The 21,752-nt window shown below is 61.2% G+C and carries 18 protein-coding genes and 1 pseudogene; 11 read left to right on the top strand and 8 right to left on the bottom strand.

Features of this window, described 5'->3' with window-relative positions:
• Window positions 1-53 precede the first annotated feature (53 nt).
• From ftsZ to AB2N04_RS09755, 7 genes are all read left to right on the top strand, one after another.
• On the top strand, window positions 54-1,772 hold the full coding sequence (ftsZ, locus tag AB2N04_RS09725) for a cell division protein FtsZ (RefSeq protein WP_367718578.1): 1,719 nt from the start codon (window positions 54-56) through the stop codon (window positions 1,770-1,772).
• Between the two features lie 257 nt (window positions 1,773-2,029).
• The gene (gene lpxC / locus AB2N04_RS09730; RefSeq protein WP_367718579.1) at window positions 2,030-2,986 is read left to right on the top strand and encodes a UDP-3-O-acyl-N-acetylglucosamine deacetylase; all 957 of its coding nucleotides are present in this window, start codon (window positions 2,030-2,032) and stop codon (window positions 2,984-2,986) included.
• 210 nt (window positions 2,987-3,196) lie between these two features.
• Window positions 3,197-4,000, top strand: a complete 804-nt coding sequence (locus AB2N04_RS09735) for an outer membrane protein assembly factor BamD (protein WP_367718580.1) — start codon at window positions 3,197-3,199, stop codon at window positions 3,998-4,000.
• A gap of 7 nt (window positions 4,001-4,007) precedes the next feature.
• Window positions 4,008-5,681, top strand: a complete 1,674-nt coding sequence (recN, locus tag AB2N04_RS09740; protein ID WP_367718581.1) for a DNA repair protein RecN — start codon at window positions 4,008-4,010, stop codon at window positions 5,679-5,681.
• A 124-nt stretch (window positions 5,682-5,805) separates the two neighbouring features.
• Entirely contained in the window at window positions 5,806-7,917 is a 2,112-nt protein-coding gene (gene ligA, locus AB2N04_RS09745; RefSeq protein WP_367718582.1) for an NAD-dependent DNA ligase LigA, read from the top strand.
• Window positions 7,918-8,010: 93 nt separating this feature from the next.
• Window positions 8,011-8,739: an AzlC family ABC transporter permease gene (locus tag AB2N04_RS09750; protein WP_367718583.1), complete on the top strand. Its 729-nt coding sequence runs from the start codon at window positions 8,011-8,013 to the stop codon at window positions 8,737-8,739.
• The gene (locus AB2N04_RS09755) at window positions 8,736-9,038 is read left to right on the top strand and encodes an AzlD family protein (protein ID WP_367718584.1); all 303 of its coding nucleotides are present in this window, start codon (window positions 8,736-8,738) and stop codon (window positions 9,036-9,038) included. Before AB2N04_RS09750 ends, AB2N04_RS09755 begins: the two co-directional genes overlap by 4 nt.
• Window positions 9,039-9,045: 7 nt before the next feature.
• Here AB2N04_RS09755 and AB2N04_RS09760 read toward each other — a convergent pair whose 3' ends face one another.
• Window positions 9,046-10,875, bottom strand: coding sequence for an aminopeptidase P family protein (locus AB2N04_RS09760; RefSeq protein WP_367718585.1), 1,830 nt, complete (start codon window positions 10,873-10,875; stop codon window positions 9,046-9,048).
• 232 nt (window positions 10,876-11,107) lie between these two features.
• Here AB2N04_RS09760 and AB2N04_RS09765 point away from each other — a divergent pair, with 232 nt between their 5' ends.
• Window positions 11,108-11,287 (top strand): hypothetical protein, encoded by a 180-nt coding sequence (locus AB2N04_RS09765; protein ID WP_367718586.1) that lies wholly within the window; start codon window positions 11,108-11,110, stop codon window positions 11,285-11,287.
• Window positions 11,288-11,365: 78 nt separating this feature from the next.
• Here AB2N04_RS09765 and AB2N04_RS09770 read toward each other — a convergent pair whose 3' ends face one another.
• Together AB2N04_RS09770 and AB2N04_RS09775 are read right to left on the bottom strand one after the other, a co-directional pair.
• Window positions 11,366-12,238, bottom strand: a complete 873-nt coding sequence (locus AB2N04_RS09770; RefSeq protein ID WP_367718587.1) for a 50S ribosomal protein L11 methyltransferase — start codon at window positions 12,236-12,238, stop codon at window positions 11,366-11,368.
• An 11-nt stretch (window positions 12,239-12,249) separates the two neighbouring features.
• Window positions 12,250-12,829, bottom strand: a pseudogene (locus tag AB2N04_RS09775) (SCO family protein).
• Window positions 12,830-13,585: 756 nt separating this feature from the next.
• Here AB2N04_RS09775 and AB2N04_RS09780 point away from each other — a divergent pair.
• Window positions 13,586-14,053 (top strand): hypothetical protein, encoded by a 468-nt coding sequence (locus AB2N04_RS09780; protein ID WP_367718588.1) that lies wholly within the window; start codon window positions 13,586-13,588, stop codon window positions 14,051-14,053.
• Window positions 14,054-14,078: 25 nt separating this feature from the next.
• Here AB2N04_RS09780 and AB2N04_RS09785 read toward each other — a convergent pair whose 3' ends face one another.
• From AB2N04_RS09785 to AB2N04_RS09805, 5 genes are all read right to left on the bottom strand, one after another.
• Window positions 14,079-16,577, bottom strand: a complete 2,499-nt coding sequence (locus AB2N04_RS09785; protein ID WP_367718589.1) for an ATP-dependent helicase — start codon at window positions 16,575-16,577, stop codon at window positions 14,079-14,081.
• 114 nt (window positions 16,578-16,691) lie between these two features.
• Window positions 16,692-17,105, bottom strand: a complete 414-nt coding sequence (locus tag AB2N04_RS09790) for a helix-turn-helix domain-containing protein (protein WP_367718590.1) — start codon at window positions 17,103-17,105, stop codon at window positions 16,692-16,694.
• Between the two features lie 80 nt (window positions 17,106-17,185).
• On the bottom strand, window positions 17,186-17,413 hold the full coding sequence (locus AB2N04_RS09795; protein WP_367718591.1) for a hypothetical protein: 228 nt from the start codon (window positions 17,411-17,413) through the stop codon (window positions 17,186-17,188).
• Between the two features lie 175 nt (window positions 17,414-17,588).
• Window positions 17,589-19,226, bottom strand: coding sequence for a chloride channel protein (locus AB2N04_RS09800; RefSeq protein ID WP_367718592.1), 1,638 nt, complete (start codon window positions 19,224-19,226; stop codon window positions 17,589-17,591).
• Window positions 19,227-19,234: 8 nt separating this feature from the next.
• A complete protein-coding gene (locus AB2N04_RS09805; protein ID WP_367718593.1) occupies window positions 19,235-19,723 on the bottom strand; it encodes a thioesterase family protein in 489 nt (162 codons plus the stop codon).
• 111 nt (window positions 19,724-19,834) lie between these two features.
• Here AB2N04_RS09805 and AB2N04_RS09810 point away from each other — a divergent pair, with 111 nt between their 5' ends.
• Together AB2N04_RS09810 and AB2N04_RS09815 are read left to right on the top strand one after the other, a co-directional pair.
• Window positions 19,835-21,253 carry an FAD-binding oxidoreductase gene (locus AB2N04_RS09810; RefSeq protein ID WP_367718594.1) on the top strand — a complete coding sequence of 473 codons (1,419 nt, stop codon included), beginning with the start codon at window positions 19,835-19,837 and terminating at the stop codon, window positions 21,251-21,253.
• Between the two features lie 89 nt (window positions 21,254-21,342).
• Entirely contained in the window at window positions 21,343-21,702 is a 360-nt protein-coding gene (locus AB2N04_RS09815; protein ID WP_367718595.1) for an AsmA family protein, read from the top strand.
• The last annotated feature ends 50 nt before the right edge of the window (window positions 21,703-21,752 follow it).

The raw sequence follows: 21,752 nt of genomic DNA on the forward strand, positions 1-21,752 counted from the left end.
CGAATGACAACCGCGGCGGCGAGGCGGCGGCAAAGGCGGAAAGGACGAGGACAATGACTATCAATCTGCAGAAGCCGGATATTACCGAGCTGAAGCCACGCATCACCGTGTTCGGTGTCGGGGGCGGGGGCGGCAACGCCGTCAACAACATGATCAATGCCGGCCTGCGTGGCGTCGAGTTCGTCGTCGCCAACACGGATGCCCAGGCATTGACGCAGTCCAAGGCGGAGCAGCTGATCCAGCTCGGTGCCGCCGTGACCGAAGGACTGGGTGCCGGTTCGCAGCCGGAAGTTGGCAAGGCCGCCGCCGAAGAATGCATCGACGAACTGGTCGAGCACCTGTCCTCCACCCATATGTGCTTCGTCACAGCCGGCATGGGCGGCGGCACCGGAACGGGTGCTGCACCCGTCGTTGCGCGCGCGGCGCGTGAAAAGGGAATCCTGACCGTCGGTGTTGTCACCAAGCCGTTCCATTTCGAAGGCCAGCGCCGCATGAAAACTGCGGAAGCCGGTATCGAGGAGCTGCAGAAATGCGTTGACACGCTGATCGTCATTCCCAACCAGAACCTCTTCCGCATCGCCAACGACAAGACCACTTTTGCCGACGCGTTCGCCATGGCCGATCAGGTGCTGTATTCGGGCGTCGCATGCATCACCGATCTGATGGTCAAGGAAGGCCTGATCAATCTTGACTTCGCCGACGTTCGTTCGGTGATGCGCGAGATGGGCAAGGCCATGATGGGCACGGGCGAGGCTTCGGGCGAGGGCCGTGCGATGGCCGCTGCCGAAGCTGCTATTGCCAATCCTCTGCTCGATGAAAGCTCCATGAAGGGCGCTCGTGGTCTTCTCATCTCGATCACCGGTGGACGTGACCTCACCCTGTTTGAGGTGGACGAGGCCGCGACCCGCATCCGTGAGGAAGTGGACCCGGATGCCAACATCATCCTGGGCGCGACCTTCGATGAGGATCTCGAGGGTGTGATCCGTGTTTCGGTGGTTGCCACCGGCATTGACAAGTCCGCAGCCGAAATCTCTTCTCCGGCAACCGCAACGCGGCCGATCCAGCAGGCACGCCCGGTCGAGGCCCCGAGGCCTGCGGCCACGATTGCCAGCACGAAGCCGCAGGTGGCCGCCCAGGCCGACCCGGTGGCCGATGCGATTCGTCAGGCTGAGCGTCCTGCGCCCGAAACTGCACCCGCGCCGGCCCCGGCAGCAGCAACCGCTGCCCGCCCGTCCGTGAACAATGGTGGTTTCCAGCCTCAGAGTTCACTTTTCCGTGGTGCCCAGCCGGTGCAGCCCGCCCCGAAGGCACCCGCTGCGAAGCCGGTTCAGCAGATGCAGTCCGAACCTGCGCCCGCACCGGCCGCTCAGTCTGCGCAGCCTGAAATGCCATTCAGCCGCGAGGAAGAGCCACAGCCCGTCGCCGCACCTCGCATGCCTCGTGTGGAAGATTTTCCACCGGTGGTGAAGGCAGAGATGGAAGCCAAGACCCAGGAGCATGAAGACCGTGGGCCGATGGGGCTTATCAAGCGCCTGACGCATGGGCTTTCACGCCGTGAGGGAGAGCAGGGCCATATCGAGCAGCCGCGCGAGCCGAAGCTGCGCCAGGCTCCGGCCCCGCAGCCACGCCGCGCGCCGGAGAATGAGGGGCAGCTTTATGCACCGCGCCAGGGCCGACTGGACGAGCATGGACGACTGACGACGCAAACGCGAAATGTGCAGGAAGACGACCACCTGGAGATTCCCGCGTTCCTTCGCCGGCAAGCAAACTAGGCGTTACAAAATGTAACGAAACGAAATAAGGGGGATGCGACGCATCCCCCTTTTTCTTAAAAAATAGTAAACAATTCAATCTGTTATGCAGGGCTCGCAAATTTCTTATGGCGTAACATCAAGTAAGAAAGCGTGATTTGGACTCTGTATCCGGCAACATTATCTTTCGTCCAGTTACAGGTGGGGTGTGGGACGCATTTTGGGGGTGCTGTCCTGAAACTCAGGAACCGCTGGCACCGATTGTGTGCAGGCTGAGAATGCTTACGGGGACCATTTTGCTCGAATATCAGACGACTCTCAAATCGCGCTGCTCCCTGTCGGGTATCGGTGTTCACAGCGGAAAGCCCGTCTCCATTCACTTTTCTCCGGCGGAACCGGACACTGGCATCGTTTTTCAGAGAATCGATGACGAGGGCACGGGGCGTGTGATTCGCGCGCTTGCTTCCGAAGTCTGTCAGACCGACCTGTGTACCGCTCTCGGTGACGTGAACGGAGAGTTCGTCGCAACCGTCGAACATCTGATGGCTGCACTTCTTGCCGTTGGTATCGACAACATCGCCATCGAGATTGATGGCAGCGAGGTTCCCGTTCTTGATGGCAGCGCCATCGGCTTCATGGACGCGTTTGAACAGGCGGGCATCGAAACGCTTGCGGTTAAGCGGCGCTATATCCGTGTCGTAAAGCCTGTCAGGGTCGACAATGGCGGCTCCTGGGCAGAGTTCAGGCCTTATGACGGCACCCGTTTCGAGGTGGAGATCGATTTCGAGACGCCGGCAATCGGGCGTCAGGCGCTTGAACTGGATCTGAACGCAGCGAATTTCCGCAAGGATGTGGCGCGTGCGCGCACGTTCGGGTTCATCAAGGACGTGGAGCGTCTTTGGGCTGCGGGTTATGCGCTCGGTTCTTCGCTCGAGAATTCGGTCGTGATCGGTGATGACCATCAGGTCATCAACATGGAAGGTCTTCGGTATCCCGACGAGTTCGTCCGGCACAAGATGCTCGATGCGGTGGGAGATCTGGCGCTTGCGGGCGCTCGCTTCATCGGCTGTTTCAGGTCGTATCGCGGTGGACACCGGCTCAACGCTGCTGCGCTTCGCCATCTTCTGACCGACCGCTCTGCTTACGAGATCGTGGAAACGACACGGAGAGAGCAGGGGCGCCGTGCCGAGATGGTTGCCGTAAGCGCTCCGGTTTATGCTCCCTGGACGCTCTAAAAAGCTCTGCGCTCCCGCGTAGGCACAGGAACTGCCGCTTCACGCGCCACAAAATTGTACGATTGGCAGGCAATAGCGTTGCCGCGTAGCGGTCATATGCTCTATGACTGCGTTCCGATATCGATTTCTGTTCTGCGAGAGGCGTAATGCATTCAACCTTTGTTGCCGGCATGACCAGAACTGGCAGGGGCCGCTCTGACGACGGCTTCCGTGCTGGGCATTTCGCTCTTTCTCGTTGCCTGTAATGCGGAGAAGGATCTGGATCTTTCCACCTATGTGGAGCAGACCGATTCTGCCGATGTGCTTTACAATCAGGCGCTGGCCAATCTGAACGCCGGGCGTCTGAAGGAAGCCAGCGCCAAATTTGAAGCAATCGACAGGCAGCATCCCTATTCGGAATTCGCCCGCAAGGCGATGGTGATGAACACCTTCGCCAACTACCGGCAGGGCAAGTATGACGAGGCGATCAATAGCGGAAAACGCTATGTCGCGCTCTATCCGACCAGCGAAGATGCGGCCTATGCGCAGTATCTGGTGGGCATGAGCTATTTCCGCCAGATCCGCGATGTGACCCAGGATCAGCGCGAAGCGCGCCGCACGCTGGAAGCGATGGAAGAGGTCGTGCAGCGCTGGCCCGATTCGGAATATGTCGATGACGCTCAGACCAAGATCCGCTTTGCCCGCGACCAGCTCGCTGGCAAGGAGATGCAGATTGGCCGGTATTATCTTGAGCGGCGTGAGTATGTGGCGGCCGTGCGTCGTTTTCGCGGTGTCGTGGAGACCTACCCCAACACGCGCCACGTGGAAGAAGCGCTGGCACGCCTGACCGAATCCTACTTTGCCATGGGACTTGTTTCGGAAGCACAGACGGCGGCTGCCGTTCTGGGGCACAATTTCCCCGACAGCGACTGGTACAAGGATTCCTATGCCCTGTTGCAGTCTGGCGGACTGGAACCGCGTGAGAATCGCGGTTCGTGGATCTCCAAGGCTGGAGCTGCGATTCTGGGCGGCTGATCCGGCCATGCTGTCTCATCTGTCGATCCGCGATATCGTCCTGATTGAACGCCTCGACATGGATTTCTCCGGGGGGCTCTCGGTGCTCACCGGTGAAACCGGTGCGGGCAAATCCATTCTTCTCGATTCGCTTTCGCTTGCGCTCGGCGGGCGCGGCGACGCCTCTCTGGTGCGCCACGGCGCGGATCAGGGACAGGTGATTGCCGTTTTCGACCTGCCGGCCTCGCATCCCGTTCGCGCCGTTCTTGCGGAAAACGCGATCGATGATGAGGGGGATATCATTCTGCGCCGTGTGCAAAGCGCGGACGGACGCACGAGAGTGTTCATCAATGACCAGCCCTCCAGCGTGGCGCTGATGCGCCAGGTGGGGCGGCAGCTCGTGGAAATCCACGGACAGCATGACGAGCGGGCACTGGTGGATGCGGGTATCCATCGTGAACTGCTCGATGCATTCGGAGGCCATGGCGAGGCGGTGGCGCGGGTGCGCATGGCCTGGCGCGACCTGCGCAAATGCGAACAGGACCTTGCGCGCCACAGGGCGCGTGTGGAAGCGGCGGCGCGCGAGGCCGATTTTCTGAGGGCCTCCGTGGAGGAGCTTTCCAAGCTCGATCCGCGTCCGGAAGAGGAAGCGGCGCTGGCCGAAGAGCGCGCCGGAATGATGCGCGCGGAAAAGATCGCCAGCGACATTTCCGACGCACAGGAAGTGCTTTCCGGCCACGCCTCGCCGGTTTCGCAGCTATCGAGCCTTCTGCGCCGGCTGCAGCGCAAGGCACAGGACGCACCGGGCCTGCTTGACGGCATTATCGAGCCGCTCGATTCTGCGCTGCTTTCGCTCGATGCCGCGCAATCGGCTGTGGACGAGGCCATGCGGGCAACGGAGTTTGACCCGCAGCGGCTTGAAGACACGGAGGAACGCCTGTTCGCGCTGCGTGCCGTGGCCCGCAAGCACAATGTGCAGGTGGACGATCTGGCGGAGCTGTGTGCCCGCATGGTGGGAGATCTGGATGAACTGGACGCCGGCGAAGAACGCCTGGCGGCGCTGGAGCAGGAAGCGAAGGCTGCGGTTCAGACCTACGATGCCGTGGCGGCGGAGCTCTCGCAATTGCGTCGTGAGACAGGTGCGGCACTGAGCAGGGCGGTGATGGCGGAGCTTCCGGCGCTGAAGCTCGAGCGTGCGGAGTTCATCGTCGAGATCGCCACTGAGGCCGATGACCGGGGCGAGGAAGGCATCGATCATGTGGCGTTCTGGGTGCGCACCAACCCCGGAACACGGGCCGGGCCGATGATGAAAGTGGCCTCCGGTGGCGAGCTTTCGCGGTTTCTGCTCGCGCTCAAGGTGGTTCTGGCCGATCGTGGTTCGGCGCCGACGCTCGTGTTTGACGAGATCGACACGGGCGTGGGCGGTGCGGTCGCGGATGCCATCGGACAGCGGCTTTCGCGGCTTTCCGAGCGCATTCAGGTGCTTTCCGTCACCCATGCCCCGCAGGTCGCCGCGCGGGCGCGCACCCACTATCTGATCGCCAAGAGCGGCGACACGGACCGGGTTGCGACCGGTGTGTCTGTGATGGACACAAAAGCGCGGCAGGAAGAGATTGCCCGCATGCTGGCGGGAGCCACCGTGACGGACGAGGCGCGTGCGGCTGCCCAGCGTCTGCTGCAGGGCAGCATGGCGGCTTCCTGAGCGAACCTGTTCACGGCCTGACGGGTGGCCTTGTCAGCAGGGATGATCCACGTAAAAAGACGGCTGCCAAAACCGCGCGCGGATCGATTACACTGCGCTCCCGTTCACATCCGGATGGATTGTCATGCCCAAAGCCAAGCAAGCCGTTGACACATTGACGGAGGCGCAAGCCAGGGAAGAGCTGGAGAAGCTCGCCCGAGAGATCGAAGAGCATGACAGGCACTATCACGGTGAAGACGCGCCGACGATCTCGGATGCCGAGTATGATGCTTTGCGGCGGCGCAATCTGGCCATCGAGCAGCGCTTTCCAGAACTCGTTCGGGAGGATTCGCCCTCGCGCAGGGTGGGGGCGCCCATTTCGGAGAAGTTCGAAAAGGTGCGGCACAGGGTGCCGATGCTTTCGCTCGACAATGCGTTTTCCGACGAAGATGTGGTCGATTTTGTCGGGCGTATTCGCCGCTATCTGAAGCTTGATGCCGATGCGCCGGTGGCGATGACCGCCGAGCCGAAGATCGACGGTCTTTCGCTTTCGCTGCGTTATGAGAACGGACGGCTCGTTTCGGCTGCCACCCGTGGCGACGGGCAGGAGGGGGAGAATGTCACCGCCAATGCGCGCGCGGTAACGGACATTCCCAATGTGCTCGATGGCGATCCGCCGGAGGTGATCGAGGTGCGCGGTGAGGTCTATATGACCCATGCCGACTTCTTTGCGCTTAACAAAAGGCAGGAGGAGGCTGGCAAGCCGACCTATGTGAACCCCCGGAACACGGCGGCGGGCTCGCTGCGCCAGCTCGATTCCTCCGTGACGGCGGCGCGGCCGCTCAAATTCTTCGCCTATGCGTGGGGGGAGGTCTCCGACATGCCGTCCGACACACAGACGGGCATGGTGGCCGCTCTGGAGAGGTATGGCTTTCGGGTCAATGATCTGATGAAGCGCTGCGAGAGCGCCGAAGCGCTTCTGGCACAATATCGCCTGATCGAGGAAAAGCGGGCGACGCTGCCCTATGACATTGACGGCGTGGTTTACAAGGTGGACGATCTGGCCTTGCAGCAGCGGCTGGGCTTTGTGTCGCGCAGCCCGCGCTGGGCGATTGCCCACAAGTTTCCCGCCGAAAAGGCGACAACCATACTGAACGGGATCGACATTCAGGTGGGCCGCACCGGCGCGCTGACGCCGGTTGCGCGGCTGGAGCCGGTGACCGTCGGCGGGGTGGTGGTGACCAATGCGACACTCCACAATGCCGAGGAGATCGAGCGGCTGGGCGTTATGATCGGCGACACGGTGACGGTGCAGCGCGCCGGCGACGTGATCCCGCAGATCCTTGGCGTGATCCAGGAAAAGCGGCCGGCCGATGCGCAGGCTTTCGCGTTTCCGACCGTCTGCCCGTGCGAACTGAAAACCCCGGTGGTGCGTGAGGGGATCGGCTCGGGCGCGGAGGGTGTGGTGCGTCGCTGTTCGGGTGAATTTGCCTGCCCGTTCCAGCGCGTCGAGCATTTGCGGCACTTCGTTTCGCGGCGCGCCTTCGACATTGACGGGCTGGGCGAGAAGCAGATCGAGTTTTTCTTCAACGATGCTGATCTGCCGGTGAAGGCGCCGGGCGACATTTTCACGCTTGCAAGGCGCGATGCAGACAATCTGAAGAAGCTGAAGGACAAGGAAGGCTGGGGGGCGACATCGGCCGCCAACCTGTTCGAAGCGATCGAGGCGCGGCGTTCAATCGCGCTGGAGCGGGTGATCTACGCGCTCGGCATCCGCCATGTGGGCGAACAGACGGCCAAGACGCTGGCGCGGGCCTATGGCTCGTGGCAGGAATTTCACGACGCGGTGCTGGCTGTGGCCGATGGTGATGCGCAGGCGCGCGAGGAAATGGATGCGCTCGACGATATCGGCGATGCGGTGATCGATTCGCTGGCGCATTATTTCGGCGAGGAACACAACCGCGAACTGGTCGAGGCGCTGGCAGGCGAAATCGATGTGCAGGAGGCCGAACGGCCAGCGATGGATTCGCCCGTTGCCGGCAAGACCATCGTGTTCACCGGCGCGCTGGAGCGCATGTCGCGCGATGAAGCCAAGGCCATGGCCGAGCGGCTGGGCGCGAAGGTTGCGGGATCGGTTTCCAAAAAGACGGATCTGGTGGTGGCCGGCCCCGGGGCTGGATCGAAACTCAAGAAAGCTGCGGATCTGGGCATCGAGGTGATCGACGAGGATGCCTGGTTCGATCGGGTGGGCGGCTAGCCCAAGCTCTTCATCTCCGTTGATGCGTGGCTCAATGGAATTGGAATGACTGGTCAGTCTTGTTGACCTAAACTGCGGTCCTCTGGAGGAACCATGACAGCCGACATTGCCAAGGACAGCGCGCGCCCGCGCGATTTTGCGCAAGGGGTGCGCGACAGCGTGCCCGTGGTGGTCGCGGCGATGCCGTTCGGGCTTTTGTTTGGCGCGCTTGCGGTTGAGAACGATTTCTCGGTTTTCGAAGCCGTGCTGATGAGCGCCACGATCTTCGCCGGTGCAAGCCAGATGGTCGGGATCGAGCTGTTTGGCCAGAAAGTGGCTCCGTGGCTGATTGTTCTCTCGATCCTTGCCGTGAATTTTCGCCATGTTCTTTATTCCGCAACCACGGGGCGGCGAATCGCGCATTGGGGGCCCGTCCAGCGGTTGCTCGGCTTCTTCATGCTGGTCGACCCGATGTTTGCAGAGGCAGAACGACGGGGCGAGACCCATGGAACCGTCTCCTTCGGCTGGTATATGGGGGCGGCGCTTCCGCTCTATGTGTGCTGGGTGGCCGAAGCCTGGCTTGGTGCGCTGTTCGGCAATCTTCTGCCCGATCCACAGGCTCTGGGGATCGACTTTCTCCTGCCGATCTATTTTCTCGGGCTGGTGATGAGTTTCCGCAAGCGCTCCTTCTGGCTGCCGGTCGTTCTGATGAGTGCGGTGGTCTCGATGATTGCCTACCGCACGGTCGGCTCGCCCTGGCACGTCTCCATCGGTGCCATTGCCGGAGTTGCACTGGCCGCCGTCATGGCGCCGGATGCGCGCAAAGGCAGGAAAACGCCATGAGCACAACGGTCTGGATCATTCTTGCAGGAGCGCTCCTGACGTTTATGACCCGCATTGGCGGTCATATGGTTCTGTCGCGTTTCGAGCGTATTCATCCGCGTGTCGAAGCCGGGCTGAACGCTGTTCCGGCTGCGGTTTTGACCACGCTGGTGGCACCGGCGGCAATGAATGGGGGGATACCCGAGATCGCGGCGCTGGCGACCGGTGTGATCGTGTCATTTGTTGCGGGCGGCATGATGCCCATGTTCCTGACCTCGGCGGCGGTGCTCATTCTGCTCCGCCACCTTCTTGGTCAGTAGAGAGCGATTACGGCAGCGGGGCCGTGGCCTCCTCCAGCCATGCGCGCGTTTCGCCGTCGAGCTGCGGGGCGAGGGTTTCGCGAACCCGTGCATGATAGGCATCGATCCAGCTGCGCTCTTCCGGTGAAAGCAGATCAGCATCGATCAGCCGGCGGTCGAACGGACAAAGCGTCAGCGTTTCGAAACCGTGCATCTCGATGTCGCCGCCGGGAATCGCGCTCTCCGGCTCCACGACGATCAGGTTTTCAAGCCGGATGCCGTAGCTGCCGGGCTTGTAGTAACCGGGCTCGTTGGAAAGAATCATGCCGGCTTCGAGAACCTGCGTACCGGTGCGGGCGATGCGCTGCGGACCTTCATGTACCGCGAGATAGGATCCGACGCCGTGACCTGTGCCATGGGCGTAGTCGAGGCCGGCCTGCCACAGGGCATGGCGTGCGAACGGGTCCAGATCCATTCCACGCGTGCCTTTGGGAAAGCGCATTGTGGAGAGCGCGATGAGCCCTTTCAGAACCCGCGTATACCGATCCCGCATGTCGTTATTGGCGCGGCCGATGATGATGGTTCGGGTGATGTCCGTGGTGCCATCGTCATACTGTGCACCCGAATCGACCAGATAGAGCTCGTTCGCCCGAAGCATGCGGTTGGTTCTGGTGGTGACGCGGTAGTGGATGATCGCACCATTGGGGCCTGCACCCGAAATCGTGTCGAAGGAGATGTCGCGAAGCGGCATCTGCAGGCTCTCACCGGTCTCTGAACGGCATGCTTCAAGCTTCTGCACCGCGCTGATCTCGTCGACCGTGCCAGGCTCCTGCCGGTCGAGCCATGCGAGGAAACGGGCCATGGCCACGCCGTCCCGGCGATGGGCGGAACGGGCACCTTCCAGCTCGGTGGGGTTCTTGATCGCGCGCGGAAGCCTTGCCGGATCGTCGAGGTCGGTGGTGCGTCCGCCTGCCTCCTTCACGACCAGCCGCAGTTTCTCGGCAGCGAGCGACGCATCAAGGCCGATTGCCCCTGAGGTTCCGGCCCATGCGGACAGCTCGGTCTCCAGTGATGAAGGCGCTTTCAGATCGGCGAGCTGCGTCAGATAGGCCTCGGTTTCGCGGTCGAGCTTGCGCCTGTCGAGGAAAAGCGCCGGACGCCCCGTTGCGGGGACCAGAGCGAAACCAAGCGCCAGCGGCGTGTGAGGAACATCCTGACCGCGAATGTTGAACGCCCATGCAATCGATGAGGGGTCGGTGAGGACCGTGCAATCCGCGCCCGCCTCGCTGATGGTTTTTGCCATGCGCTCGAGCTTGCTGGTGGCCAATTCTCCCGCCCGGTCTTTTGGATGGATTCGGGCCTGCGCCAGTGGCGGGGAGGGGCGGTCCTCCCAAATGCTGTCGATCATGTTTTCGGCCACCGGAACCAGCTCGATACCGCGCGCCTCTGCCTTGCCACGCAGGGCACGCAGCTCGGCAATGGTGTGCAGCCATGGGTCGAATCCTATGCGGCTGCCCTCCCGGGCGTTTTCGGCGATCCATTGACGCGGCGGGTTGTCGATCAGGCTTTCAACGGTAAAGACCGACGGATCGGTCTGTTCTGCGGCCTGAAGCGTGTAGCGACCATCGACAAAGAGGACCGCGCGATCGTTCAGGATGAGAGCTGCGCCGGCCGAACCCGTGAAGCCCGTGAGCCATGCCAGCCGCTCGGAGGAAGGGGCGACATATTCGCCCTGATGCTCGTCTGCCCGGGGGACGAGATAGCCGTCGAGACCTGATTTCGCCATTGCATCGCGAAGCTTGCCGACGCGGGCGATGCCCTGGCTGGGGTCGGCGGTGACGTCGAAAGATTGAAACATGGAGCCTTGCCGCTTGGTCTGAAAATATCGGCCGAACCTATCGCATGGGGAGGAAAAGCGGAACGGGTCCAAACACAGGGAATGCTTATATCGCGCTGCACAATTACTTTGCTGCAATGCAAAATGAGATGGTAGCCATGCGCAATCGACGCTGGTTGAACGGGCTTTGCAGGCCTATCTTAAGGCCCATGAACAACGGTTTTTCCGTTGCAAGGATTTAAGGAGAAATCAGATGGCCCATAAGCGTGGCTTTTTCCGCGGCGCATTCGACGCGCTGATTGAAGCTCGTCAGAAGCAGGTCCGGAGCTATGTCAACGGTGCGCTTCTGATGCTGGATGACGAAACCCTGCGTGCGCACGGCTACAACCGTGATGAACTCAAGCGCAGCCGCAGCGTGTCTCACATGTTCTGATCCGCCAGGATGAGCGTTCGATCCAAACCCCGGGAACCTGTTGGCTCTCGGGTGTTTGTTTGTCCGACCCCAGCGCACTCAGCGTTTCAGGTGAATTGTGACCCAGCCTTCACGTGCCTGGGTGCGCACATGGCGGAAACCCTGACCGCCATAGGCGGCGACGACAGCTCGTCGCTGCCGTTCGAGAATGCCCGAGAGGACGAGGGAACCGCCCGATGTGAGATGACGCGCCATGTCTGGTGCCAATGCCATGAGCGGGCGGGCGAGGATGTTGGCAACGATCAGATCGAACGGTTTCTTGCGCGCAAAGATGTTGTGATGAAAGCCGGGCGCCGTGTGCGTTTCGACAAGGCTGGGCACGCCGTTGAGGCGGACATTCGCGCGGGCGACGCCCGTTGCAACCGGGTCGATATCGGTTGCCAGAACGGGGATCCGGGCGGCTTTTGCGACGGCTATGGCCAGCACCGCGCTGCCTGTTCCAAGATCCAGCGCATTGCGTGGCCGTTCGCTTTTGAGAATGTCGACCAGCGCATTGAGGCAGCCGGCGGTCGTGCCGTGATGGCCGGTGCCGAATGCAAGACCCGCATCGATTTCTATTGCGATGTCGCCGATGCGCTGAAGCTGCCGGTCATGACTGCCATGGACCAGAAACCGACCGACGCGTACCGGGCGAAGCCCTTCCAGTGAATGGCTGACCCAGTCCATATCGGGGACCACTTCCCGTTCAACCGGTGGCAGGGATACGATGTCTTGCAGGCTTTCCAGTATCCGTTTTTCCAGCCCGTCGACATTGTCTTCGGCGTAGATCGATATCTGGAAGATGCCACTGTCTTCCTCCGGCTCGAAAATGCTGATGGGAAGTCCGTCATCTTCAAAATGTGTGTCGAGAACCGAGAATATCGTTTCGGCCTGCTCGCGCGGTGCGGTCAAGAATAGTCGTGTCTGGCCCATTTGGTTCCGGTTCAGGTTTCGTTTGCCAGACGTTTGAGCTTGGCAATGGCGGTTTCACGATTTTCTTCATAGGCGATCGTTCCGAAAAAGTCGCCATCGCCATCAAGCAACAGGATCGATGCCGTGTGATCCATCGTGTAGTCGCCATCCTCCAGATCCACCTTGCGCACATAGATGGAATAGCCCTTGGCCATGGCGGCCACCTTTTCGGGGGCCCCGGTAATGCCTGTAATGCGATCGGAGAAGTTCGACAGGTAGGTTTTCATCACCTCGGGGGTGTCGCGCTCGGGATCTACGGAGACGAAATAGGGCTCGATCTCGGCCGCTTCCTCACCGAGTTCCTCAAGATATGCCTCCAGTTCGAAAAGGGTGGTGGGGCACACTTCGGGGCAGTGGGTGAAGCCGAAGAACACCACTGTGGGGCCGCCTTTGAAGGCTGCTTCGGTGATCGTGTTTCCATCCTGATCGACCAGTTCGAAGGGCACGCCGAAGGCCTTGCCGGAATTCTGCTGCTGATACCACTGGAAAGTGAGGAGGGCCGACGCCAGCGGCCATAACGGCCAGGATGCCGATGAGAATGGAGCGCATCATGAAAATTCACCTGAAATTCTTTTTGCGGAAAAGTTGCTTACAGACACCATGCCAGTCCGGACTGTGCCAGCGCCAGAAAGATCCCGCTTCCGTGTTGCAGCCACATGGAAAACGCAACGCCCGTCGCGGCTGCCAGTATGAGCGTTGCCGCAAAAACTGCGACCCATGGAACTGTTTGCCGTGAGCGGTGGTGTTGCATGCCTCATATTAAGCGAATGAAACCGGCGGACGCAAAGTTTCATCTTGTCGCAAGCACGCCGCGGAACGGAGAAACACTCCCGCCGTCCGGAGACGACGGGAGGTTTCTGGGTGGAGGTCTTACGATGCTGGCAGGGAAACGCGTTCAAGGCCAGGGCTACCGAAAGGGGGAAGCAAACACTTTTGCCCGTGTTTCGATTTCTCCTGTTCCCGAACCAGCACTGCACCATAGCTCATGATTCCTTTGAGATGTGTTGATGCGATTTTCAATCACAGGAGGAAACCGGTTGTGGTGCCGGCCAGGCTCGTCAGCAGTGTCTGCAAGACATGAGAAATGCAATTCCGATCCGGATCAGGCGATTTCGCTTCGGGCAACCATCACTTGTATTTCCCGGTGTTGAGAACTGTCTTTGATCTGCTGGCCAGCAATACTACAGAGGCGGACATTGTTTGATGTATACAAGTGCCCCGCGCACTTGACTTAGCGGCAGCTTATGGAGAGATATGTGCCCAGCTATCCTGTCTCTTGCGGGAGGCTAAGGTTCCGGGGCGGATCTGATGATCAAGGACATCGACAAACTAAAGCAGCAGCTTACCGAGCTTTCCGAGGCGGTGAACAAGTTCGAGTCGGAAGCCGTGCAGCTGCGCGTGGTCGAGCTCGTTCTTGGGCGGCCGGAAACGCCCGTGAACGGTTTTTCCGAAGGTGGTGTGAGCGAGTTCATTGCCGGTCCGGGCATGATGCAGATCGTGCGCAACGCCTCTCGTCCCGGGCGCCGCAAGACAACCACTGATAGCGCAAGAGGCGCGGTTGCCGCGCTGAACGAATTGCTTGAAAGCGATTTTTTCGACGAGCCGCGGACCATTGGCGACATCGTTGCGCGCTGTCAGGAAACGTTTGGAACACGCTACAAGTCGAACGCCTTTTCCGGGCCATTGTCTCGCCATGCGCGCACCGGGGTTCTGACCCGTGAGAAGAATGCCGAGGGAAAATTCGTCTATGTAAAGCCGGAGGCTTCCGCGGCCTGAGACGGAGAGGCCGTTCTGCTCTGCCTCAGACCCGCTCCACAAACCCGTCGAGAACGCGCTTCTGGCCGGCCTTATCGAAATTGATGGTGAGTTTGTTGCCCTCAATGGCCGCCACATTGCCATTGCCGAACTTGATATGGAACACGCGATCGCCGACCTTGAAGGCGGACGGCGTGTCGGACACCGATTTGGCGACAAGCTCGCCCTCGATCACGCGACCCTTGACCGAACCGCGCCCGGCGCCATAGCCCGAATCCGCTTCGCCATAGCCGATGCGTTCCACCTGATGGCCGGAGCGGCTGCCCCAGTTGCGGGACGTTGCCTCGGTGCGGTTCTTCTGGGCGCGCTGCCAGCCGGGCGTGGCGTAGCTGTTTGAGAACGCGGCCTGATCGTCAAAGCGGGATTTGCCATAGGGGTTTGGCCGGCCTGGCTGGCCAGCGGAATAGCCACCATAGCTGCTGCTTTCCTCGGCCACATCCACATGAGCCTCGGGAAGCTCATCGAGAAAGCGGGACGGAATGGTGGATTGCCACAGGCCATGAATGCGCCGGTTGGAGGCGAACCAGATGTGCAGGTTGAGCTTGGCGCGGGTGAGGCCGACATAGGCGAGGCGCCGCTCTTCTTCCAGGCCGGAGCGGCCGCCCTCATCGAGCGCCCGCTGGTGAGGGAAGAGGCCTTCCTCCCAGCCGGGCAGGAACACGGTGGGGAATTCGAGCCCCTTGGCGGAATGGAGCGTCATGAGGCTGACGGCATCGAGTTCCTCGTCGCGCTCGGCATCCATGACAAGAGCAACATGTTCGAGGAAGCCGCGCAGACTGTCGTAATCCTCCATGGAACGGATCAGCTCCTTGAGGTTTTCGAGCCTGCCGGGCGCTTCGGCGGAGCGGTCGTTCTTCCACATGTCGGTGTAGCCCGACTCCTCGAGGATGATCTCGGCGAGCTCGGTATGCGGCGTGCGGTCGAGCATGCCCTGCCAGCGCTCGATGTTTTCAACGAGCGTGCGCAGCGAGGCGCGCGGCTTGGGCTTCATCTCCTCGGTGCCGACGAGGTCGCGCGCGGCCTGCAGGAGCGTTGCCTCGCGCATGCGCGAGACATCGTGGATCTGGCGGACGCTGGCCTCGCCCAGCCCGCGCTTCGGCGTGTTGACGATGCGCTCGAAGGCGAGATCGTCGGCCGCCTGCGCGACGATGCGGAAATAGGCCATGGCATCGCGGATTTCCATGCGCTCATAGAAGCGCGGGCCGCCGATGACGCGGTAGTTGAGGCCGAGCGTGACGAAGCGGTCTTCGAATTCGCGCATCTGGAAGGAGGCGCGCACCAGAATGGCGATGTCGTTGAGCGCGTGGCCCTTGGACTGGAGCGCCTCGATCTCCTCGCCGACGGCGCGGGCTTCCTCCTCTGAATCCCACGAGGCATGGACCTTCACCTTGGGATCGTCGGGATCGGACTGTTCTGTGAAAAGCGTTTTGCCCAGACGCCCTTCATTGTTGGCAATAAGGTGTGAGGCAGCGCCCAGAATATGCGCGGTGGAGCGGTAGTTGCGCTCCAGCCGGATAACGGCGGCGCCGGGAAAATCCTTCTCGAAGCGCAGGATGTTGTCGACCTCGGCACCGCGCCAGCCATAGATCGACTGGTCGTCGTCGCCAACACAGCAGATGTTGACGGGTTCCGTGCTTTTGGGGCGCTGGGCGAGCAGCCTGAGCCACATATATTGCGCGGTGTTGGTGTCCTGATACTCGTCGACGAGGATGTATCTGAACCGGCGGTGATAGTCTGCAAGCACATCGGGGTGATCACGCAAAATGCGGATCGGATGGCACAGGAGGTCGCCGAAATCGACGGCGTTGAGCGTCTTCAGGCGGTTCTGATAGGCGGCGTAAAGCTCGCGGCCCTTGCCATTTGCGAAGGCGCGGGCGTCACCCTCGGGAATTTCCTTCGGCGCGAGCCCCTTGTTCTTCCAGCCATCGACCATCTGGGCGAACTGGCGCGGTGGCCAGCGCTTGTCGTCCAGCCCCTCGGCCTGGATGATCTGCTTCATGAGGCGGATCTGATCGTCGGTGTCGAGAATGGTGAAGGAGCTTTTCAGCCCCGCAAGCTCTGCATGCTTGCGCAGGATCTTCACACCGATGGAGTGGAACGTGCCGAGCCATGGCATGCCTTCGATCGCTTCACCGACCAGCGTGCCGATGCGCACCTTCATCTCGCGCGCGGCCTTGTTGGTGAAGGTGACGGCGAGAATCTGCGAGGGATAGGCACGGCCAGAGGCCAGGATATGCGCGATGCGCGTGGTCAGAACCCGGGTCTTTCCGGTGCCGGCACCCGCAAGTACCAGGACGGGCCCCTCGGTCGTCTCCACGGCGAGCCGCTGCTCGGGATTGAGCGCGTCGAGGTAGCGCGTGTCCGGGCCGCCCGAACGCGCCGCCATGGCGCGCGCGGCGATGCCTGACGGCTTTTGCGCAGCCTGTGGGGGCGGGGCGGGGTCGTCTTCGTCGAAGAACGGAATATCGTCAGGAAAGCCGGACATCGGACCTGCATAGGGTGATTCGGGGGGCAAAGCCCAAGGATGTTTTCCATTTGTACCGGTTTGTCGCCCATGAACCAAGATGCTGACAGCCGGCAAATCCATCTGCAGTGGTCATCAGTGCTCGCTCTCGCAGAGGGAATGATCGGCCAGCGCTCTCAGAACATGGCAATCGCAGACCGTGCCACTGTCGCAGCTGTCGACAATGCGCTGCAGTTCCTGTTCGAGCCGTTGCAGGCGTGCGATGCGCTGGCGCACTTCGCCGAGATGCTCGCGGGCGATGGTGTCTGCTGTTTCACACGGTTTTTCGGGGTGCCCGCTCAGGTCGATCAGCGAGCGGATGGCATCGATGCCCAGCCCCAGTTCACGCGCGTGGCGAATGAAGGCGAGGCGTTCCATGGCCTGTTTACCGTAGCGGCGCTGATTGCCCGACGAGCGTTCCGGCGGGTCTATCAGGCCGGTTTCCTCGTAATAGCGGATCGTGGGCACCTTTACGCCCACGCGTTTCGAGAGTTCGCCGATGGACCACATGGAGGAGGCTCCTTCAAAATCTACGGTGTATATAGAGATTGCCGGGAGCCATGAAAGGGGCGCAGAGTCAGGATGTTCGCTCAATATGTTCCGTGCGGCGAGGGGTCATATTCCAGAAACAGGCGCTTCTGGCGCGCGGTGCGAACGATTGCGCGAACATAAACCAGCTCTATCGGGATGGGCCGGCGATTTCGTTCCAGCCAGTAAAGCTCGTCTTCGATCGATTTCAGCGCACGCCAAAAGTCGTAATCGGAGATCTCGTGCGTGTGCGCGAGACTTTCCGAGAGGGCTTTGGCTTCCTCATTCAACACCGGGATTCCCGCCACCTACGAATCGAGCTTCATGGGTGTGGATGGTCCGTCCTGGCTGGTGGCGCTTCAAGCCGCCGGCATGGTTAAACTTGTGCAAACATCCTGCGAGTGGCGTTATGGTTAACGAAAAATTGCGCAGGTGTTAATTCTCTAACTGTCTCTTTGTGAACGATTATCTGTGCTCTTCCTCGCTCATGTCCACGAGGGCGCGGTTGAAAAAGCGCAGGGCCCGGACATGGCTCGCAAAGGCGATGACCTTTGTCGGGTCCTTGAGATCAACGACCGGCAAACGGTCGTGCCCGCCCTTGTCGAATGCGCGCAGCGCTGCCTCCAGCGTGTCGGTGGGCTTCAGCGAGGGGGCGCCGGTCTCCGGGTCGTAGGCAACGGGCTCGGCCTCCTCATCCAGCGGCTCCATGAAGTCCATGACACGAATGACATGGCCGAGTGTCTTGTGCGGCCCTTCCACCAGAAAAAGCCCGCGCATTTCCAGCTGCCACTGGAACCATGAATGGCCGTGAATGGTCTGGGTGATGCCATGGGCGACGGCAACGGTCAGAAGAAGCGCAATAGAGAGTTCGTAGCCGCCGGTGAGTTCGAAGACGATGACGGTGGTGGAAATGGGGGCGCCAAGGACTGCGCCTGCGACCGCTCCCATGCCGAGAATGGCGTAAAGCCCCTCGCTGGAAGCCATGGTTGGAAATACGGCGGCGGCGATGATGCCGAATGCGCCGCCTGTGAGTGCCCCCAGAAACAGGGCCGGTGAAAAGATGCCTCCGCCGAAACGCATGGCAAGGGTGATGGAGGTGGCAGCCGTTTTCACGACGATCAGTGCCAGCATGGTGATGAGCGGAAGCCGGTTCCAAAGAGCCATGTCCGTGACTTCGTAACCCACGCCAAGCACCTGCGGAAAGACGACGGCGATGGCGCCGACAAGAATGCCGCCCACCAGCGGTCGGGTCCACAGCGGGATCTTTATTCCCCGGGCGGCGTAATCCGACACGAAGAGCGAAAACTGAAACAGGATCGCCACGATGGCGGCGGTAACACCCAGAAGCGCAAAGGCGGGAAACTCCCAGAATGACGTGATCTGGTGGGTGGGGACCAGAAATGCCGCAGCGCTGCCGAACCACAGCCGTGAGGCCACAGCCCCTGCCGCCGAGGCGATGACGATGGGCACGAAGGAGCGCATGGCATAGTGACCGAGGATGACTTCATGCGCGAAGAGAACGCCGGCGATCGGGGCGTTGAAGGATGCGGAGATGGCGCTGGCGACACCGGCTCCCAGAAGGGTGCGGCGGCACCATTCGGGCAGATTTGCGCGCCAGGCAATTGCCGTTGCCAGAACGGCGCCCAGATGGACCACCGGGCCCTCGCGCCCTGCACTTGCGCCGGAACCGAGCGACAGGGCGGTGACGAATGCGGAGAGCAGGCCCTCACGAAACCGCAACTTGCGACCGGACAGTGCACGCGCCTCGATCACATCGGCCACCGCACCTGTGCGCCGGGCTTCCAGCCGGGTGAGCAAAATGCCGACGAGAAGACCGCCCAAAACGGGGCCGGCCATGATCCAGTACCATGGCAGCGCAAGTGCAGCCGTGAAAACGAGCTCTGAGCTGGTGCCAAGCCAGAAGAGTTGGAAAAATCCGATCAGCTCGCGGAAAGCGATGGCAGCGACGGCCACGCCAAGGCCGAGAAACAGGGACAGAAGCCAGACCAGTGGCAGTCTTGCCTCAAGAAACGCGGTGACATTGGGCTCGATCCAGGTTCGCAGAATCCGAGGCAGGCGCTGTATCAGTCTGAGGAGGGACATTCCCGACCCTAACGCTTCCGACGCCGGATGGCGATGGAACGGCCGGCGCGCTCGGGCCGCTGGAGTGTTTCATGCCGTGTTCGCATCGCCTGAATGCGTTCGAGGACGTCGGCGGGGAACGGGGCGACCCTGGGACCGGCCATGTCGATGTGAAGGGTGATCGCTTCGCATGTGGCCGCCAGCCAGCCCTCGTCGGCATGGCGCAGTTCCTGATAGGAATGCAGGCGCTTTTCATCATGGTCGAGGAGCTGATAGCTGCCACGAACCCTGTCTCCCAGATGAAGCTCGCGCACGTAGCACAGGTGGATTTCCGCGGTGTAGGTGGTGAGCCTTCTTTCGGCCGCGTAGCGCTCGCCCATGCCGAAGCCTTCCGACACTTCTTCATAAGCGCGGTCGAAAAGAACCGTATAATAGGCCATGTTCAGATGACCGTTGAAATCGATCCAGTCCTTCTGCAGTTCGAATACGCGCGAGATATGGGGAGCGTCTTCCGGCATTGGTCCTGTGTATCCCTGGCTTGTGTAATCTGTTCGACTTGCGGCAGATTCGGATAGAAGCGAAAACGGTTCGGTGCGGCAAGGGTTGGACCACCTGATAGGAGAATGTGAATGGCGCTGGCGGAACTGGAAAAGGTCGTGAAAAACGACGAGGGCATCGCGCGGGTTCTGGAAATTCTCCGGCAGCGATTTGGAGAACGCGTTCTCACCGGCCAATCGGTGCGCGAGCAGCATGCTCATTCAACCAGTTACATCCCGCCGCAACTGCCCGATGCCGTGTTTGCGCCCAACAACGCCGGGGAAGTGCAGGATGTGGTGCGCATGTGCGCCGAACACCGTGTGCCGGTCATACCGTTCGGGGCCGGGTCTTCTCTGGAGGGGCACGTCAACGCACCGGGCGGTGGAATTTCGCTCGACCTGATGAACATGAACCGCATTCTCTCGGTCAATGCGGAGGATCTGGACTGTACGGTCGAGCCGGGCGTGACGCGGGAGGATCTGAACCATCATCTGCGCGACACCGGCCTGTTTTTCCCGATCGATCCGGGGGCGAATGCGAGCCTCGGCGGCATGGCCTCGACGCGCGCTTCCGGCACCAATGCGGTGCGTTATGGCACCATGCGCGACAATGTGGTGAACCTGCAGGCGGTGATGCCAGACGGGCGGCTGATCACCACGGCGCGGCGTGCGCGCAAAACCTCGGCCGGCTACGACCTGACGCGCCTCCTGATCGGTGCGGAAGGAACGCTGGGCGTGATTACCGCGATGACGCTGAAGCTTTATGGCATACCCCAGGCGATTTCGGGTGGGGTATGCCCTTTTCCCGATGTGGAATCGGCCTGTCAGGCCGTGATCATGACGATCCAGATGGGCGTGCCGGTAGCCCGTATCGAATTCGTGAATGCGCTGGCGATGAAGGCGATCAACGCCTATTCCGACCTCAACTACCCAGAGAGCCCCTGCCTGTTCGTGGAATTTCACGGAAGCGATGCCGGCGTGAAGGAACAGGCCGAAACGTTCGGTGAGATTGCCGAGGAATTTGGTGGTGGCCCGTTTCAGTGGACCAGTGTTGCCGAGGAGCGCACCAGACTCTGGAAGGCCCGGCACAATGCCTACTGGGCCTGTGTGGCGCTGCGCCCTGGCACGCGCGGCCTTTCCACCGATGTCTGCGTGCCGATCTCGCGACTGGCCGAATGTATCGTGGAAACCGAGGCCGACATTGCAGAACATGGTTTGATGGCCACGGTGCTTGGCCATGTGGGGGATGGCAATTTCCACGTTCTGGTGTTGATGGACATGGAGGACCCCGGGGAGATCGAGCAGGCGGAGGCCTTTGTCGCACGGCTCAACCGGCGGGCACTCTCCATGGACGGGACCTGCACCGGCGAGCATGGCATCGGACAGGGGAAGATGCGGTTTCTCGAAGAGGAACTGGGCGACACCGTTGACGTGATGCGCGCGGTCAAGCAGGCGATCGACCCGCTCAACATCATGAACCCGGGCAAGATCGTTGCGACTAGGCGGACATAACGGAGGTTTGTGCGATGATCACGGGGCTGCCTCTTTAATGCCACTGAAAACGAACTAGTGTAACGCAGCATGCGTTGAACCTTGGAGAGTTGAAACTGGCCCGGCTGTTTGTATTCTTCGGTGGACTGGTTGTTCTGGCGCTGACTTCTGCGCTGGTCGCTCCCTATTTCATCGACTGGAATCATTACCGTTCCGCCTTCGAGCGCGAGGCTGGCCGTGTGCTTGGGCGTGAGGTTCGGGTGGAGGGCAGCGCACGGGCGCGGCTGCTGCCGTTTCCTTCGCTGACCTTTACCGATGTGGTGGTGGCGGGCGAAACGCCCGAGGCGCCCGGAATGACGGTTGACGAGTTCTCCATGCATGCCGAGCTTGCCCCCTTCCTGCGCGGAGAGGTGCTGATCTTCGACATGCAGCTGACCCGGCCCCCGGGCGCGGATCGCCATTTCGGCTGATGGCGGCATCGACTGGGCCGTGCGACCCTCGGGGCCGTTTGATCCCCGCC

It is taken from the genome of Nitratireductor sp. GISD-1A_MAKvit, assembly GCF_040819555.1.
Taxonomy (GTDB): Bacteria; Pseudomonadota; Alphaproteobacteria; order Rhizobiales; family Rhizobiaceae; genus Nitratireductor.